The organism is Sinorhizobium sp. 7-81, from assembly GCF_030124405.1.
GTDB classification, from domain to species: Bacteria; Pseudomonadota; Alphaproteobacteria; order Rhizobiales; family Rhizobiaceae; genus Sinorhizobium; species Sinorhizobium psoraleae.
In genome coordinates, this window is the sequence record NZ_JASKLT010000004.1 from 345,388 (window position 1) to 362,445 (window position 17,058).

A 17,058-nucleotide genomic window follows, 5' to 3' on the forward strand; every position below is an offset into this window, starting at 1 on the left:
GCGTCATATTGCGGTTCGGGTGCGGCAGCCTGCGAGACGCACGTGCGTCGGTCGGGTCACCGGCCGTGCTGCGCGACGTTCGAGGGAGACAGGCACGATGTATCGAAAAACGACTTTCCTTGTCCTTGCTGCATTCATGGCTTCGGTCTCGAGCCAGTCGGCCATGGCCATCGGTGAAGATACCAGCGAGCCGCCGCGCAAGACCAAAACGACCACCCAGTGCAAGAACGGCAAGATCTGGGATGCGCGCAAGGGCCAGTGCGTCAACGCGAAGAAAAGCGGTCTCAGAGACGATATTCTGTTCGAAGCCGCGCGCGAACTTGCCTATGCCGGCCAGTACGAGAATGCGATCAAGGTGCTCGGCGCGGTAAGCGATCAGCGCAGTGCTCGCGTCCTCAACTATCTCGGCTACGCCAATCGCAAGGCCGGGCGCATTGAACTCGGCATGCAATTCTACAAACGCGCGCTTCAGGCCGACGAGAACTACATCCTCGCCCGATCCTACCTCGGCCAGGCCCTGGTCGAGCAAGGCCGGATCAAGGAAGCAAAGGTGCAACTCGTCGAGATTCGTGATCGTGGCGGCGAAAACACCTGGGCCTACCGGGCTCTGCTCCAATCCCTCGGTGGCACCCGCCATCATTACTGACGCGCCGGACCGCGACGGCCCACTTTCTACGCCGTGTAGCACCGCTTCTGCCGCCGCCCGCCTGCGGCCGAAGGAGCAGGCAGCCGGAAACGACGCCGGAATGCAAAAACCTGTTTCCGTTCCGGCTCTTCCCTTGCAGACTTCGGATCAAATGTTTCATATCATTGGGCAGTGCGTTTCGCACGGTGAATAGATGCCCGATCCGGTACGTCTCATTGGAAGAGCAATGCGCCCAGCGGCAGAGACGAAAGACTTCAGACGGGATTTGGTCAGCCTTCTGCCCAAATTGCGCCGTTTCGCGATGACGCTGACGCGCAACGCCAACGACGCCGATGACCTTGTCCAGGAGGCTTGCGAGCGGGCCATCGCGCGCAGCCATCTATGGAACGGGGAAGGCCGGCTGGAAAGCTGGGTCTATGCCATGACGCGCAATCTCTGGGTCGACGAAGTCCGCAAGCGCAAGGTCCGCACCGGCGGCGGCGCGGTCGACATTTTCGATCAGAGCGAGCTGCGTGTGGAAGCCGTTGCCGAAAAGGCGGTCTATGCCAACCAACTGCAGAAGATGATCCTGTCCATGCCGGAAGGCCTCGCCAGCGTCTTCCTGCTGATCAATGTCGAAGGGCACAGCTACCGCGAGACCGCAGATATTCTCGGCGTGCCGATCGGGACCGTGATGAGCAGGCTGTCCACCGCCCGTCTGAGGCTCGCCGCCATGCTGTCCGAGAATACCGAAAGGAGGGCCTGACCATTGCAGCAGACGACAGGTCAAGCGCTTGAGGTTCGGTTGTCCGCCTATATAGACGGCGAGCTCGGCGAGGCCGAGAGGGCCGAACTCGACGCGTTGCTGGCGCGTGACGAGGACGCCAAGGTCATGCTCGAGAAGCTCAAAGCCGGCAGCGCCTTTGGCAACAAGGCCTTCGAGGATTTCCTTCATGATCCAGTGCCGTTGGCGCTGGTGCGCCAGATCAAGCAGGGGCCCGGCATCAATCCAAGGTCCGAGCGCGTAGCGACGGCCAACCTGCCGGCTCCGACCGTTCGCGTCTGGCCGCGGGTCATGGCCGCGGCCGTGACACTATTGCTTCTCGGCGGCGCTGTCGGCTTCATCGTTGGTAGCACGCAGTACGTGGCCGAACCCGAAGGCAGCGCCTCCACGCGTCCATGGATCGATGAGATCGCCGACTACCATCGCATCTATTCCCGGCAGAAGGAGCACCTTGTCGAGGCGCCTGCGTCGGACGGGCCGAAGATCGAGACATGGCTCGCCTCCAGCGTCGGCATCGGCTTCAAGACCCCGGATCTCGCAAGCAAGGGCCTCACCTTCGAGGGTGCAAGGCTGTTGGTGGTTGATGGCAAGCCCGTCGGCCAGCTCATCTACCGCGACCGCGAGGGCGATATCTACGCGATCTGCTTCCTCAAGGGCGGAGACAAACCGCAAACGGATCAGTTCCGCGAGGATATACGCGACAACCTCGGACTGATCTCCTGGCAGAAAGGCGACGCATCCCTGGTGCTCGTCGGCCCGTCCGCGGATGCAGGCCTCCGCGAGCTCGCAGAAGCTGTGGCAGCGAGCATCTGACCACTACAGCGGCGCTGTAAGGCACGGAAATGAAAAAGCCGCGCGGTCCGAAGAACCGGCGCGGCTTTTCTGCATAGGCTGATGTTGGCGGTCCTTATGCCGCCTTCATCTCCAGCACCCGGTTGGCCGCTGACACGATGGCCTCCAGCGAGGCGGCGACGATGTTGGTGTTGATGCCAACGCCGAACAGCGTGCCGCCGGGATATTCGACCTCGACATAGGCAATGGCCGCAGCATTCGAACCATGCTGCAGCGAATGCTCCGAATAGTCCGCCACCGAAAGCTCGATGCCGAGATAGATCGACAGTGCGTTGATGAAGCCATCGATCGGGCCGGTACCCTTGCCCTCGATCCGCCTGGTCTCGCCCCTGTCGGTGATCTCCGCGGCAACGACACGCAGGCCGCCCTTGTGCTCTCCGGCGGGATAGGTCTGGTGGTCGACGAATTTGAGCCGCGCGTGGGGCTGCTCCACGTAGCGTTCGAGGAAACGGGCATGGATCCGCTTCGACGGGAGTTCCTTGCCCTCCTCGTCGGTTATGCGCTGGATGTCCTCGCGGAACTCGACCTGCAGGTTGCGCGGCAGGTTGATGCCGTAGTCCTCCTGCAAGATATAGGCAATGCCGCCCTTGCCCGACTGGGAATTGATGCGGATGATCGCCTCGTAGCTGCGACCGACGTCGCGCGGGTCGATCGGCAGATAGGGCACCTCCCAGAGCGGCTTGTTTGCCTGCTTGATCGCCTTCATGCCTTTGTTGATCGCGTCCTGGTGCGATCCGGAAAAGGCGGTGTAGACCAGTTCGCCGACATAAGGATGGCGTTCCGGAATGACCATCTGGTTGGAATATTCGTAGACTTCCTTGATCCGCTCGATATCCGAGCAGTCGAGCTTCGGGTCGACGCCCTGCGTGAACATGTTCAGGGCCAGCGTCACCACATCGACATTGCCGGTGCGCTCGCCATTGCCGAAGAGCGTCCCCTCGACGCGGTCGGCGCCCGCCATCAGGCCCAGCTCGGTCGCAGCGATGCCGGTGCCGCGGTCGTTATGCGGGTGCAGCGAGATGATCAGGTTCTCGCGGTTGTCGAGATTTCGGCACATCCACTCGATCTGGTCGGCATAGATGTTTGGCGTCGCCATCTCGACGGTTGAGGGCAGATTGATGATCAGCTTGTTGTCCGGCGTCGGTTTGACGATTTCGGTGACGGCGTTGCAGATCTCCAGCGCCACTTCGAGTTCCGTGCCGGTGAAGCTCTCCGGCGAATACTGGAAACGGTAGCCGCCGCCGGCCTTCGCCGCCATATCAGTGATCATCTTGGCCGCATCGGTCGCGATCTGCTTGATGCCGGCGACGTCCTTGCCGAACACCACGCGGCGCTGCAATTCGCTCGTCGAATTGTAGAAGTGGACAATCGGCTTGTGTGCGCCCTCGAGCGCCTCGAACGTGCGGGCGATCAATTCCGGCCGGCATTGCACCAGCACCTGCAAGGACACGTCGGCGGGGACATTGCACTCCTCCACGCACCAGCGTGCGAAGTCGAAATCGGTCTGCGAGGCGGACGGGAAGCCGATCTCGATTTCCTTGAAGCCCATGTCCAGCAGCAGATGGAACATGCGCGCCTTGCGGTCGTGGCCCATCGGATCGACCAGCGCCTGGTTGCCGTCGCGCAGATCCACCGAGCACCAGATCGGCGCCTGAGCGATGGTTTTGGACGGCCAGGTACGATCCGGCAGCGCGATCTGCGGGTAAGGCTGATATTTCACCGCCGCGTCGGGCATGCCGGCTTTGATGGAATGCGGTTTCAGAATCATGTGCAGCTTCTCTTCGTCACTGGGCGTGGCTTGCCATATGCAATAGCCGATCATCGAAGTCATTGCGATCGCTAACGCCGCGGGGCCGCGCCTTTTGTTTCAGCTCTTTTAGGGATTCGAGGAGCATCTGCCGGCGAGGCTTTTCGGCCGCCGGGCGCTCCTCAGCGAACCCGGCAACCGCGAATAAGGCCGAGAAGAAGAAGCGAGGCGAAGGCGCGGGACGGCGCACGATTGTCATCGTGTCCGGAGAAGATCGCTGCGATCTTATGTACGTTCGCGCCAGTCATGGGGAAAGCCTATACACGGCTTGCCGAAACAGGGCAAGGGAGACATCGCGCCGAAGCCGCTTCATCCGAGAAAGCAAAAAACGAAGTAAAGAAAAAAGGCACCGGCGCGCGGCCGATGCCCTCGATGCATTTGGCCTTGCCGGGCTCAGACGTCGGCGATCGACGTGATGATCCGCGAAACGAGGCCGTAGGATTGCGCTTCCTCGGCCGAAAGCCAGTAGTCGCGATCGGTATCTTTGGCGATCTTCTCGACCGGTTGGCCGGTTGCTTCGGAGAAGATCTTGTTCAGGCGCTCGTTCATCTTGAGGATTTCGCGAGCCTGGATCTCGATATCGGACGCCATGCCGCGAGTGCCGCCGGACGGTTGGTGAAGCAGGAAGCGCGTGTTGGGCAGGCAGAGCCGCCGTTCCTTCGGCGGACCGACATAGATCAGGGCGCCGGCGGAAGCGACCCACCCGGTCCCGATCGTCCAGACCTTCGGCTTCACGAACTTGATCATGTCATGAATGCTGTCGCCGGATTCGACGTGACCGCCGGGAGAATTGACGAAAATGCGGATATCGTCATCGCTGGCGGAAGCGAGCGCCACGAGCTGCGAGCAAACCTTCTGCGCCAGTTCCTGGGTGATTGTGCCGTAAATGAAAATCGAACGCGACTTGAAAAGGTTCGCCTCCGTTTCCTTGCCGAGCGGCAATTCGGTCTTCTTTTCTTCCTGTTCGTCGTCGTTCCGCATTCTTCGGACTCCTCATGAAATGTCTTTAAGTCAGATAATGCGACTCGACGGCGAAGACAATGCAACAGGCACTCGAAGAAGGATTCGGATGGCAGGCGCTGCCGCCATGGTAAATGTTGGAGCTGCAAACGCTGGTTGGACAGCGCGCAAAAGGACAATAAGATCAGTGCGTCATGAAGACGGCGCAGGGACATGCGGCTTGGCTTTCAGCCGAGCCGACCCTGGCCGTTTAACAAAGGAAATCTGAATGCTGGTAATTCGCGCTGCCATGCCGCACGAGCTGGAAGCTCTTGCTCAGATCGGTCTGTCCGCGTGGCGCAAGGGAATAGAGCCGCTTGTCCCAAAGCCCGTTACGGCGAAGATCGAGCACGGCAATCCGTTCATTCCATTCCTCCGGGAGCTCGGCCCGCGCGTGTTGGTCGCTGAGATCGATGGAGAACCGGCAGGCATCGGCGCTTGCGAGCACGCAGACGACACCATCAGCGACCTCTGGGTAGCCCCCGCCTTCGAAGGGCGAGGCGCCGGATCGGCCCTCATAGCTGCGCTTGAGGCGCAAATCGCTGAGCGGGGACACACTGAGGCGCGGATCCACGTGGCTGCAGCAAACGAACGAGCCCTTCGGCTCTATCAGAACCTTGGATATCGACAGCTTTGGAGGAAGATCACTTTCGATCCTGTTCTGGAGACCGATCTGGAGAAGATCGGTCTGTCGAAGTCCCTCTAATGCATGTCGCCCGCAAGTGTGCAGCGGTATCGGGACAACGACATGCACGCAAACAAAGACTTGAAGCGCGTCGCGTGACTCCAATTGAATGCGATGCGCTTTCAGTGAATTCACCCGCGGCCGCGATAGGTTGGAACACCCTGATCCGGCAGCCAGACACCCTCCGGCGGCGCGCCGGTCTGCCAGAAGACGTCGATCGGAATGCCGCCGCGCGGATACCAATAGGCGCCGATCCTCAGCCACTTCGGCGAAAGCAGCGACACCAGCCGCTTGGCGATGTCGATGGTGCAATCCTCGTGGAAAGCGCCGTGATTGCGGAAGGAGTGCAGGAAGAGCTTGAGTGACTTCGACTCCACGAGCCAACCGTCCGGTAGATAGTCGATGACGATATGCGCGAAATCCGGCTGCCCGGTCATCGGGCAAAGTGAGGTGAACTCCGGCGCTGTGAAGCGGACGACGAAGTCCGTGCCCGCATGATTGCTCGGCACCCTTTCGAGCACCGCCTCGTCCGGGCTCTGCGGCAGGTCGACCTTTGTCCCGAGTTGTGAAAGTCCCGATACGTCCGTTTTTGTCATTTCCTTACTGCTCCACTGATTTTCACGCGCACGCCGTGCGCCTTCTCGCCTTCCGGCTCGACATGTATGGCTATTCTCGCGCCCGGATGAACGACCCGGATGGCGTCCTCCATACGGTCGCAAATGTCATGGGCGTCGCCGACGGGCATGGCTTCCGGTACGACCATGTGGAAATCGACGAAGATCGCCGGGCCTGCCTGCCGCGTCTTCAGATCGTGAACGCCGAGCGAGCCGCCGGCATTCGCCGCGATTGCCTGCTTGATCGCCTCTTCCTCCTCCGCTGGCACGGCCTTGTCCATCAGTCCGTCGACCGAACGCGAGATGACCTTCCAACCCTGGAAGAGGATGTTCCCGGCGACGATCACCGCCAGCAGCGGATCGAGGATCGCGTAGCCGGTGGCAATGGCAAGAAGAAGGCCGGCGAGCACGCCCGCCGATGTAACGACGTCGGAGAGAATGTGGTGTCCGTCGGCGCTCAGCGCCGGCGAGCGATGTCGCGTGCCGGCGCGGATCAGCAGGTAGGCCCAGATCGCATTGATGATGCCGGCGACGAAGTTGATGGCAAGGCCGAGGGCCGGCGCATTCAGCAGGACGGGCGCCATCATCTCGGGTACGGCCTCCCATATGATCAGAAGCGCTGCCACGACGATCAGCACGCCTTCGATGACCGCGGAAAAATACTCCGCCTTGTGATGCCCGAACGGATGGCCAGCATCCGCCGGTTTTGCGGCGTAGCCGATCATCGCATAGGCAATCACCGCAGCGATCACGTTGACGGAAGATTCCAGCCCGTCGGACAGAAGCGCCACCGAACCGGTCACCCACCAGGCGAACATCTTCAGCCCCATGACGCCTAGGGAAAGCGGTATGCCCCAAAAGGCGAGCCTCTGGACGCTTCGATTGTCGGATGCGGTCATCTTCATTCCTCGTGCAGATGCAAACGAGTTGCAAATGCAAGCCCATTCAAACGCAAAACCGCCCACGCGAATTTTCGCGCAGGCGGGTTCCAAGGACCATATGGGCAATAACGACCCTCTTGTCAAAGGGCTGCGCGGCGCTGTAGCGCCAACGCCGTTCAAAGGTCTCAGGCGGCCTTGGTCTTCGCCCGCTTGGCGAGATGCGCCACCACGTTTTCAATCATCCGCATGCCGGCGTCACCGCCAAGGGTCATGATCGATTCCGGATGGAACTGCACCGCCGCCACCGGCTCTTTCATGTGCTCGATGCCCATGATCGTGCCGTCCTCGCTCTCTGCCGTGATCATGAACTCGCCCGGCAGGCTGGAGGGATCGGCAAAGATCGAATGGTAGCGTCCGACCGTCACTTCCCTGCCGAGACCGGAGAAGACGATGCCGGGTTCCAGCACGCGGATGCGCGAAGGCTTGCCGTGCATCGGGATCGCCAGTTGCCTGAGATCGCCGCCATAGGCCTCGGCCAGTGCCTGCAGGCCGAGGCAGACGCCGAAGATCGGCAGCTCGCGCGCCCTCGCCTTCTTGATCGTCGCCTTGCAGTCGAAATCCTTCGGGGTGCCCGGACCGGGCGAGAGTACGACGAGGTCCGGCTTGACGCGGTCGAGGATCTCGTCGGCAACCGGCGTGCGAACGGTGGTGACGGTCGCGCCCGTCTGCCGGAAATAGTTCGCCAGCGTATGGACGAAGCTGTCCTCGTGATCGACGAGCAGGATATTGACGCCCGCGCCCACCGGCGCAACGTCACGCCCGACCTTGGCGCTGTTGGCCGATTTGGCGTCGCGGATGGCTGCAATCATGGCGGATGCCTTCAGTTCGGTTTCGGCTTCTTCTTCTTCCGGATTGGAATCGTAGAGCAGCGTAGCGCCCGCCCTCACCTCGGCGATGCCGTCCTTGATGCGGATGGTGCGCAAGGTCAGGCCGGTATTCATGTCGCCATTGAAGCCGACCATGCCGATTGCGCCACCATACCATGCGCGCGGGCTCTTCTCATGGCTCTCGATGAAGCGCATCGCCCAGAGCTTCGGCGCGCCGGTGACCGTCACCGCCCAGGCATGGCTGAGGAAGCCGTCGAAAGCGTCCATGTCGTCACGCAAGCGGCCCTCGATATGGTCGACCGTGTGGATCAGCCGCGAATACATCTCGATCTGGCGTCGGCCGATCACCTTCACCGAACCCGGCACGCAAACGCGGCTCTTGTCGTTGCGGTCGACGTCCGAACACATGGTGAGTTCGGATTCGTCCTTCTTCGAATTCAGGAGCTTCAGGATCTGCTCGCTGTCGGCGATCGGGTCGTCGCCCCGCTTGATCGTGCCGGAGATAGGGCAGGTCTCGATGCGGCGACCGGAGACCCGGACGAACATTTCCGGCGAGGCGCCGACGAGATATTCCTGGTTCCCGAGGTTGATGAAGAAGGAATAGGGAGACGGGTTGATCGCCTTCAGCCGCTTGGAAATCTCCGAAGGGCGGCTCTCGCAGCGCTCGTAGAATTTCTGTCCCGGCACGACCTCGAAAAGATCGCCACGACGGAAGCTTTCCTTGGCCTTGACCACGAGCTCCGCATATTCGCCCGGCCGATGATCGCCATGCGGCGGAATGCTGTCGACCGTGCGGAACGGCTCCGGCGCGATTTCCGCCGCCTTGCCCTCGGTCGAGAGGCCATCCTTGGCAAAGTCGTAGCGGTCGATCCATGCCTTCGCCGCATAGTGGTCGACGACGAGGATTTCGTCGGGCAGGAAGAGGACCATGTCGCGCTGGTCGTCTGGCCGCTGCAATTTGAGGTCGATCGCGTCGAACTGGAAGGCAAGGTCGTAGCCGAAGGCGCCATAGAAGCCGAGATTGGCATCCTCGGCCGAATGGAAGAGGCTGGTCACTGCGCGAAGAACCGTGAAGACGGTCGGCATCTTCGAGCGCTCCTCCTCGGTAAAGACACGGTCCGGCTCGTTGATGGTGAGATCGAGCCGACGGGCCGTCGACGTGCCAGGCGTGATATCCGCCACGGTTTTCAGATGCTCGCCGATGACCGCGAGCAGCACCTCGCCGCGACCGTTATAGGCTTCGATCCAGAGCGAGCGACCGAAGGAAGAAATGGCGAGCGGAGGATCGACGACGGCGGTATCCCAGCGGGTATAACGGCCGGGATACTCGTAGTTTGAGGAGAAAACCGCACCGCGCCGCTCGTCGAGCCTGTCGACGCAGGACGAGATCGCGTCCGTGTAGGACGCATCGCGCCGCCTGCGCGTGACGACGATGCCGCCTTCGGTGGTGTAGCTCTCCGCGCCGTCTTCCAGAATTACCGTTGCCATTCGCCTCGCTCCGTAAAAGCCCGGTCTTTCCACACGGCTCTGAATACGAAAAAGCCGCCTCGAAATCTCCGGGCGGCTTCATGTCTCAATCACGCATGACTGGTCAAGGCCGCCTCAGCGAGCCCACCACCAGATCGAGATGTTGCGTGCGTTCATCATGGGCGAAAGTGTTAGCGCGGCTTGCGGGGCTTAGCAAGCGGGAAAACGGCGCGCTGTTTGCCAATCACGCAAGGAGGGGCAGCCGCTCGCCGCCGCCCTTCCTCTTTGCGGTGGAGAACCGGCTAGAAACGCTGCGTCAGCGAAAACTTGAAGGTTCTTCCAGGCTCCGAATAGAACGCCCTGCCGGGACCCGTAGACGTCAGGGTGACGTCGCGAACGGAGATCGCGTCGTAATATTCCCTATCGAACAGGTTATAGATGCCCGCGCGCATCGTCAGGCCCTCGACCTGCTCCGGCTTCCACCATCCGGTGAGGTCGAAGATGCCGTAACCCGGAGCCTTGAAGCTGGCGTCGGACTTTTCGGACACGTCCTTCGCCGCGATCATCGCCAGCTCCGTTCCCCAGGTTTCGGTCTCGTAACCAACGGCAAGCACGCCCTTGAGAGGCGCAACCGAACCGAGGCGCTCGTTGGTGTCGAGATCCTTGCCGAGCGCATAGGTGACCGAACCGCGGAGCGTAACGCCGGAATTGAAGATCTTGTGAGCCGCGAGCTCGACGCCGGAGATCTGCACGCGGTTGCGGTTCATGTACTGCGTGACGCCGAAGGGATAATTGATCGGATCCTGGACCGGCGCGTCCACGGAATCGATGAAGTTGCGGTAGCGGTTGTAGAAGCCCGTGATGCGGCCTCCGAAATCCGTATCGCCGAGATTGGCGCCGATCTCGACACCGCTGCTCGTTTCCGGTTTCAGATCCGGATTGCCGAGGCGGAGATAGGTGCCGGGGGCACCGTAGTCGAGATAGAGCTCGGTTGCGGTCGGAGCGCGGAACGCCATGGCCCACTGGGCAAACAGTTCGATATTGTCCGTTGCCTGATACTTGGCGAGCAACTTAGGAGACAAGGCATCCCCGTCCTGCCCATCCGGTAGACCATTGTAGTTCGGATTACGCGTATAGGCGGCCGTTTCCTGCGGAGAATGCTCGTACCAGTCGTAGCGAAGACCCGGGGTAAGCGAGAAACCCGTTTCTCCGAAGGCGATCTCATCCTGAACAAATATGCCGAAGCGCTTGCTCTCGACGTCCGGCATGTCCGACTGGTTGGAATGCAGGAAGTTGCACGAGCTGAAAGGCGGATAGGGTCCCGGCCCGCAGCTATCCTTGCCCGACGAATATTGCGTCGTGGTGTTGATGTAGAAGTCGCCGCCGAGCGTCACCGTATGGTGGAAGTAACCGGCGTCGAACCCCTTCTCGACATAACCGGCGCTACCAAAACCGCGATCCTCGACTTCGCTCAGACGCCGGTAATCACCTGTCGGAGTAGCATAGCGCACGCCGTGCGTACCGCTCTCACGGATGAGGTCCTGCCAGTAGAACACGGCGTTCGCCGCGTCGAAGAGCGCGTCGCCGTCGGTCGCTTCGAACTCGTAGTTCAGCGAGATTCGATCACGCTTGTTGACTTCCGTGCCATCCCACTCGCCCGGCCGATAGGTGGCGCCGGTCTGCGCATGCCGAAGATCGGTGTCTTCGTCGCGATCGAAACGCTCGCCGGTCAGCGTGAAGCCATGCCCGCTGTCTGTGTATTGCTTGACTTTGACGAGAACGTTGTTCTGGTCGAAATCGGCCGGATTGGCCTCGGTCCGACCGGTGCCGTAGGCGCCATTGTCGCCGCCGGTCTGGCGTTCGTGCCCCTTCTTGTAGCCGCCCTGAAACAGGACGGCCGTGTTGTCGTAGCGCGCCGCCACGGCAGCGGAACCGCCAAGGCTTTCGTCTTCGCCGTCATAGGCAAACTTGAATATGCCGCCCCAGGTCCTGCCCTCGCCTATCAGATCTTCAGGATCGAGCGTGCGCAACACCACTGCCCCGCCAAGCGCGCCACCGCCGGCACGGCTCGAATCCGCCCCGCGAACAATGTCGACGGTCGACAATTCGCTGAAATCGAAACTGTCGATGCCGCCGTCCGCATCCCTCCCGCCATCGTCGAGAAAGGGGATCGCGATACCGTCGATAAGCGTCAATATCCGTGGCCCGTCCAGGCCGCGAATGTTGACGCTGCCGTTGTCCCGGTTGAAATACACGCCCGGCTCGAGCGTTCTGCCGAGATCTTCGAAGCTCGATATCTGATTGTCGTCGAGTTCTTGTTCGGTTACCTGCGAGGCAAGCGGCGTGTCGGCCACACCCTCCTGCTCTCCTGTCCTGACCGTCAGCGTCTTCAGCGGCGTTACGCGCCCCTGCTTCTCGGCAGCCGCTGTTTCGTTGTTTGTGATCGATTGTGCATGGGAGATGGCGGCGCCCGCCAGAGTGACAAACGCCGTGCACGCGAGAAGAGCCAGGCGATGATGCCGGTTGAGCATGGACCAGTCCTTTGAGATGTTGGCCGGGCTTGCTGTTGAGCGGCAAACTCAAGGGGCTGGCTGGGCGGTTTGGATGCCTGCGACGTGTCGGTGCGTCGCCTCATTTAGGCCACATAAGAAAACATGAGTGTAATTGTCAATATAAATCTAGGGGTGCCGGCGCGCGTTCCACTCAAGCTTTCGGCCGGCCTCGTCCTCAGTTTCAGCACAATTTGAAACAGGATTGCTTCTCATGCGTTTTGAGTGCTTCGGCCGCAACGGATGGGAAGGACCTGCATGCGCCACTCCGCCGGTATCATACTGCTGTCCGTCTTGATTCTTTCGGGCGTAAGCCTTCCCAAGAAGGGGCCAATACCGGCCGAGAAACCCGGAGTCGCCGGCGAGCAGGCGACTCCGGAGCCAAAGCCTGCCCCGCCGCCCAGGGACGACGAAGGCGACGCTGATGAGCGGGGCGAGACAAGTGCCGAGCCTGACCAGGAAGAGAAAGACGGTGTCTCCCAGGACGGAGCCCCGGCTGGCGAAGACGCAGAAGAACCCATCATCCCGGTGCAAGACGAAAACCCCGAGGCGCACGCATCCTGCCTCGCCGCCCTCAAAGCGCTCGGCGGCACGTTTGTTGACGCTAAGCGCATCGACGACGGCAAGGGCTGCGGCATCGACAAACCGCTTCGCGTGAGCGCGGTCTTGCCGGGCGTCGCATTGAAGCCCGAGGGAACGATGCGCTGCGCAGCGGCACTGGCGCTTGCCCGCTGGACCAAGGAGTCGGCGATCCCCGCCGCCGCTACGGCTTTCGGGCCGGACACCCGAATCACCGCGTTGAACCAGGCCTCGGCCTATGTCTGCCGCCGGCGCAACAACGCAACGACCGGCAAGATATCGGAACACGCCCATGGCAACGCGGTCGACATCGCTTCCTTTACGCTCGACGACGGCAGGACCATCGCTATTCAGCCGCGCGACGAGGACGGCACGCTGACCGGCGCGTTCCAGCGCGCCGTCACGGCAACCGCCTGCCTCTATTTCACCACCGTCCTCGATCCAGGCAGCGATCCAGCCCACGAGACGCACCTGCATCTCGATGTCATCGAACGCAAGAACGGCTATCGCTACTGTCGATAGGCGGCGATCAAGCCGGGTCGGCGCGGTTGATTATTGGGGCCAAGCGACGCTCGCAGGAGCGCCGCGATTGAAATCGTTCCTGCCAGGCACGATCTATGGCGAACAGTATAATTGTGCCGCACCATTGCCCGCCACCGTTCAAGGAACAATCCATGCCGCTGACCATGTACAAGCTTTCCGCACCCGCCTTCATCCGCGGCTTTTCCGCCCTCGATGGCCTGCTCGACAAGGCGGAAGCCTTCGCTTCGGAGAAGGGCATACCGCTCACGGAACTCTTCGAGGCACGGCTTGCGCCGGATATGCTGCCGCTCGCCGGACAGATCCAACGGGCGAGCGACACCAGCAAGAACGCGATCGGGCGGCTGACGACAATCGAGCCGCCGCGCTTTCCGGACGAGGAACGAAGCTTCGCCGAATTACGCGAGCGGATCGCCAAGACGGTCGCGTTCCTCGAGACGATCCGGCCGGGCGATCTCGAAGGCAGCGAAAACCGCGAAGTGACGCTCAACTTCCCCAAGCTCAAAGTGACGTTCACCGGCGAGGATTACCTGCTGCAATTCGTGCTGCCGAACTTCTATTTCCACATCACGACCGCCTACGACATTCTCCGCCACAAGGGCGTTCCGATCGGCAAGGGCGATTACATCGGCGGCCTCGGCTGAGATCGTCGAGGATGCGGCGGGCGACAGACGCGCATCGCCCGTTGCACCATTTTCAAAACAGGCCCTCGATATAACCCTGCTCGTTAAGGTAGATCCTCTCCGACGAGGGCGCCTTCGGCAGACCCGGCATGGTCATGATCTCGCCGGTGATGACGACGATGAAGCCGGCGCCGGCGGCGAGCCGGACTTCGCGGATCGGCACGGCGTGACCGGTCGGCGCGCCGCGGAGATTCGGGTCCGTCGAAAAGGAATATTGCGTCTTGGCCATGCAGATCGGCAGGCGGCCGTAACCCTGGTCCTCCCAGGTCCTCAGCTGGTCCCGAACCAGCTTGTCGGCGATGACCTCGCTCGCGTGATAGATATCCTTGGCGATCGTCTCGATCTTGTGGAAGAGCGGCATGTCGTCGGGATAGAGCGGTGAGAACTGCGAGTGGCCGGCATTGGCCAGTTCGACGACTTTCCGTGCGAGATCTTCGATCCCTGCGGAGCCTTCAGCCCAGTGCTTGCAGGGGATCGCCTCGGAGCCAAGCGTCGCGACATAGTCCTTGATCACCTGGATTTCCGCGTCCGTGTCGGAGGTGAAATGGTTGATCGCGACAAGCACCGGGACACCGAATTTCTTGACGTTTTGCACGTGGCGTCCGAGATTGGCGCACCCCTTCCTGAGGGCGTCGATGTTCTCCTTGCCGAGATCGTCCTTCTTTACGCCACCATTCATCTTGATCGCTCGCACCGTGGCGACGACGACCGCTGCATCCGGTTTCAATCCGGCCTTGCGGCACTTGATGTCGAAGAATTTCTCCGCGCCGAGATCGGCGCCGAAACCGGCCTCGGTCACGACATAATCCGCAAGCTTCAGAGCCGTCGTGGTGGCGATGACCGAATTGCAACCATGAGCGATATTGGCGAAGGGGCCGCCATGAACGAAGGCCGGGTTGTTCTCGAGAGTCTGTACGAGATTCGGCTGCATGGCATCCTTGAGGAGCACCGTCATTGCCCCGTCCGCCTTGATGTCGCGGGCGTGCACCGGGCTCTTGTCGCGCCGATAGCCGATGATGATATTGCCGAGACGCGTCTCGAGATCCTTGAGGTCCTGCGCAAGACAGAGAATCGCCATCACCTCGGATGCGACGGTGATGTCGAAGCCGGTTTCCCGCGGATAGCCGTTGGCGACACCGCCGAGCGAGCCGACGATATGGCGCAGGGCCCTGTCGTTCATATCCATCACCCGCCGCCAGGCGATACGGCGGACATCGATGTTCTGTTCGTTGCCCCAATAGATATGATTGTCGATCAACGCCGCGAGCAGGTTATGCGCCGAGGTAATGGCGTGGAAATCGCCGGTGAAATGGAGGTTTATATCCTCCATCGGCACGACCTGCGCATAGCCGCCGCCGGCCGCCCCTCCCTTGATGCCGAAGCAGGGACCAAGCGACGCTTCCCGAATGCAGACGATCGTCTTCTTGCCGATGCGGTTGAGACCGTCACCGAGACCGACCGTGGTTGTCGTCTTGCCCTCGCCGGCCGGCGTCGGGTTGATCGCCGTCACCAGGATCAGCCGGCCGTTCTTCTTCTCCTTCTGCGCGGCAATGAAATCGGCGCCGACCTTCGCCTTGTCATGGCCGTAGGGCAGAAGCGCCTCCGGCGGAATGCCGAGTCTGGCGCCGATCTCAAGGATCGGCTTCTTCGTCGCGGCACGCGCGATCTCGATATCGGACCTTATCTCCGCCATGGCTGCTCCCCCTCAGCTTATGTTTTTCCACTCCGCCCTCCTCTTGGCGGAGCGCATGTAAAGTCTGTTCCGAATGTTCCGCCCGTTAGAGCAATTCCAGGAAAGTGTAACGGTTTTCGGTCCGGAATTGGGTAGTCTCAAAGAGTTAGAGCATTTCACTGTTTCAATGGAACGGTGAAATGCCTAGCGGGCGAGAATGTCGCGCACTTCCACGAGGTTTGACCGCACGCGAAGAATGTAGAAGCCCATCGTCGCCAGATGCGTCGGCATGATCCAGCCATCCTCGCGGCCGTTCGAGATGATGAGTGGCTGGATGTTCAACGCGGCGCGAAGCTGCTTCATCGTTTCAGTCCAGATCGGCGTCAGCCCGCGCTGCGCGACGACATTCTCGAAATCGGCACCGGCCGCCGAGAGAATGCCATAGTAACCGTAGAGCTGGCCGAAGGCGAACCAGAAGCGGTCGTCGGCGCGCGTGTCGAACCAGCCGCCATTGTGGAATTCGGAGCGCTCGCGGATGATGGCCGAGGTGTTGCCGAGATCGTTAGCGACGCGGTCGAGGAATTCGACCATGTTGTCCGACCGGCCGTCGAAGATCGCCTCGCATTTGCCGAGCGAAACGTTGAATTTCCTGAGATCGCGCATGGCCGCGCGATAGAAGCTCGGTGTCGGGGTCTTGGGCCCGAACGGATTGATACCGAAATACCAGGTCTCCTCGTCGAACTGGATGTTGCCGCGCGCGCTCTGCAGATCATTGTTGACGCCTGACGTCCCACGAACGCGGCCAAGCGAATCGACGAGCTCGACCGCGGTACGGCGCACGGCCTGGTTGATGCCGCGCTGGAATGATGCCTTGTTGTCAAGCCAGGGCGTGTCGTCCCAATCGAGCCCGAAAAAGCCCAGTTTGTAGAGCAGCATCGACGATATCCAGGCATTCTGGTTAACACTGACATCGATGAGATCGGCCGCGACATCGACGATCGCCGAGGTCTGACACACGGTTCCAGCGGGCAATTGCGCTGCCGCAAGTGCCTCCGTGGACTCGCCTTCAGCCGGCGGGGCGGCCGCGGTTGCCTGGTTCGTGGCGCCTGCGGCACCGACCTGCCCTGTCGTGGCGGCACCGGGACCGCTGACCGGCGAACCGGCCGGCACCTTGCGGTCGGCAAGCTTGTAGCGGTCGACATAGTCAGGATTGAAATTGGTCCATGCCTGGGTCTGCCAGACGAAATAGCCGTAGAACAGGATCAGACCGAGCAGGATAAGGCCGATCGGACCCTTGATGATCCAGCTTCGCTGCCGGTACCAGTTGCCCATTGCCACGAAAGGCCAGAGGAGCCAGGCAACAGCAAGGCCGATGCCACGGCCGATCGCCGTGAAAACCCGCTGGAAGAACGCAACGATCGGATCGAACATGTC

16 protein-coding genes are annotated in these 17,058 nt (G+C 61.3%); 6 read left to right on the plus strand and 10 right to left on the minus strand.

The features are described 5' to 3' along the window. Positions 1–97: 97 nt before the first annotated feature. The 3 genes from QN224_RS17575 to QN224_RS17585 all read left to right on the plus strand — a co-directional run bounded on the left by QN224_RS17575 (position 98) and on the right by QN224_RS17585 (position 2,222). Complete coding sequence (locus tag QN224_RS17575; RefSeq protein WP_283977728.1) at positions 98–646, plus strand: tetratricopeptide repeat protein; 549 nt, start codon at positions 98–100, stop codon at positions 644–646. Between the two features lie 226 nt (positions 647–872). Further along, a complete protein-coding gene (locus QN224_RS17580) occupies positions 873–1,391 on the plus strand; it encodes an RNA polymerase sigma factor (protein WP_173509567.1) in 519 nt (172 codons plus the stop codon). A 3-nt stretch (positions 1,392–1,394) separates the two neighbouring features. Then, positions 1,395–2,222, plus strand: coding sequence for an anti-sigma factor (locus QN224_RS17585; RefSeq protein WP_283977729.1), 828 nt, complete (start codon positions 1,395–1,397; stop codon positions 2,220–2,222). Between the two features lie 94 nt (positions 2,223–2,316). On the opposite strand, the gene leuA is transcribed toward QN224_RS17585, so the two are convergent. From leuA to QN224_RS17600, 3 genes are all read right to left on the minus strand, one after another. Next, positions 2,317–4,029 carry a 2-isopropylmalate synthase gene (gene leuA / locus QN224_RS17590; protein ID WP_283977730.1) on the minus strand — a complete coding sequence of 571 codons (1,713 nt, stop codon included), beginning with the start codon at positions 4,027–4,029 and terminating at the stop codon, positions 2,317–2,319. Positions 4,030–4,045: 16 nt separating this feature from the next. Then, on the minus strand, positions 4,046–4,267 hold the full coding sequence (locus QN224_RS17595; protein ID WP_283977731.1) for a hypothetical protein: 222 nt from the start codon (positions 4,265–4,267) through the stop codon (positions 4,046–4,048). A gap of 194 nt (positions 4,268–4,461) precedes the next feature. Next, positions 4,462–5,049 (minus strand): ATP-dependent Clp protease proteolytic subunit, encoded by a 588-nt coding sequence (locus QN224_RS17600; RefSeq protein WP_173509564.1) that lies wholly within the window; start codon positions 5,047–5,049, stop codon positions 4,462–4,464. Between the two features lie 247 nt (positions 5,050–5,296). Here QN224_RS17600 and QN224_RS17605 point away from each other — a divergent pair, with 247 nt between their 5' ends. Next, complete coding sequence (locus QN224_RS17605) at positions 5,297–5,773, plus strand: GNAT family N-acetyltransferase (protein WP_283977732.1); 477 nt, start codon at positions 5,297–5,299, stop codon at positions 5,771–5,773. 110 nt (positions 5,774–5,883) lie between these two features. On the opposite strand, the gene queF is transcribed toward QN224_RS17605, so the two are convergent. The 5 genes from queF to QN224_RS17630 all read right to left on the minus strand — a co-directional run bounded on the left by queF (position 5,884) and on the right by QN224_RS17630 (position 12,132). After that, positions 5,884–6,348: a preQ(1) synthase gene (queF, locus tag QN224_RS17610; RefSeq protein ID WP_283977733.1), complete on the minus strand. Its 465-nt coding sequence runs from the start codon at positions 6,346–6,348 to the stop codon at positions 5,884–5,886. Further along, positions 6,345–7,265: a cation diffusion facilitator family transporter gene (locus tag QN224_RS17615; protein WP_173509561.1), complete on the minus strand. Its 921-nt coding sequence runs from the start codon at positions 7,263–7,265 to the stop codon at positions 6,345–6,347. The genes queF and QN224_RS17615 overlap by 4 nt, the downstream gene beginning before the upstream one ends. A 167-nt stretch (positions 7,266–7,432) precedes the next feature. After that, positions 7,433–9,622 (minus strand): anthranilate synthase, encoded by a 2,190-nt coding sequence (locus QN224_RS17620; protein WP_283977734.1) that lies wholly within the window; start codon positions 9,620–9,622, stop codon positions 7,433–7,435. Between the two features lie 114 nt (positions 9,623–9,736). Then, entirely contained in the window at positions 9,737–9,781 is a 45-nt protein-coding gene (gene trpLE / locus QN224_RS17625) for a trpE operon leader peptide TrpLE (protein WP_184108869.1), read from the minus strand. 122 nt (positions 9,782–9,903) lie between these two features. After that, positions 9,904–12,132: a TonB-dependent hemoglobin/transferrin/lactoferrin family receptor gene (locus QN224_RS17630; RefSeq protein ID WP_283977735.1), complete on the minus strand. Its 2,229-nt coding sequence runs from the start codon at positions 12,130–12,132 to the stop codon at positions 9,904–9,906. Between the two features lie 276 nt (positions 12,133–12,408). Between QN224_RS17630 and QN224_RS17635 the strand changes: the two genes are divergently transcribed. After that, entirely contained in the window at positions 12,409–13,251 is an 843-nt protein-coding gene (locus QN224_RS17635; protein ID WP_283977736.1) for an extensin family protein, read from the plus strand. A gap of 152 nt (positions 13,252–13,403) precedes the next feature. Beyond that, on the plus strand, positions 13,404–13,913 hold the full coding sequence (locus tag QN224_RS17640; protein WP_283977737.1) for a DUF1993 domain-containing protein: 510 nt from the start codon (positions 13,404–13,406) through the stop codon (positions 13,911–13,913). Between the two features lie 52 nt (positions 13,914–13,965). On the opposite strand, the gene QN224_RS17645 is transcribed toward QN224_RS17640, so the two are convergent. After that, complete coding sequence (locus QN224_RS17645; protein WP_283977738.1) at positions 13,966–15,645, minus strand: formate--tetrahydrofolate ligase; 1,680 nt, start codon at positions 15,643–15,645, stop codon at positions 13,966–13,968. Positions 15,646–15,828: 183 nt separating this feature from the next. After that, entirely contained in the window at positions 15,829–17,055 is a 1,227-nt protein-coding gene (locus tag QN224_RS17650; RefSeq protein WP_173509555.1) for a DUF2333 family protein, read from the minus strand. Positions 17,056–17,058 lie beyond the last annotated feature (3 nt).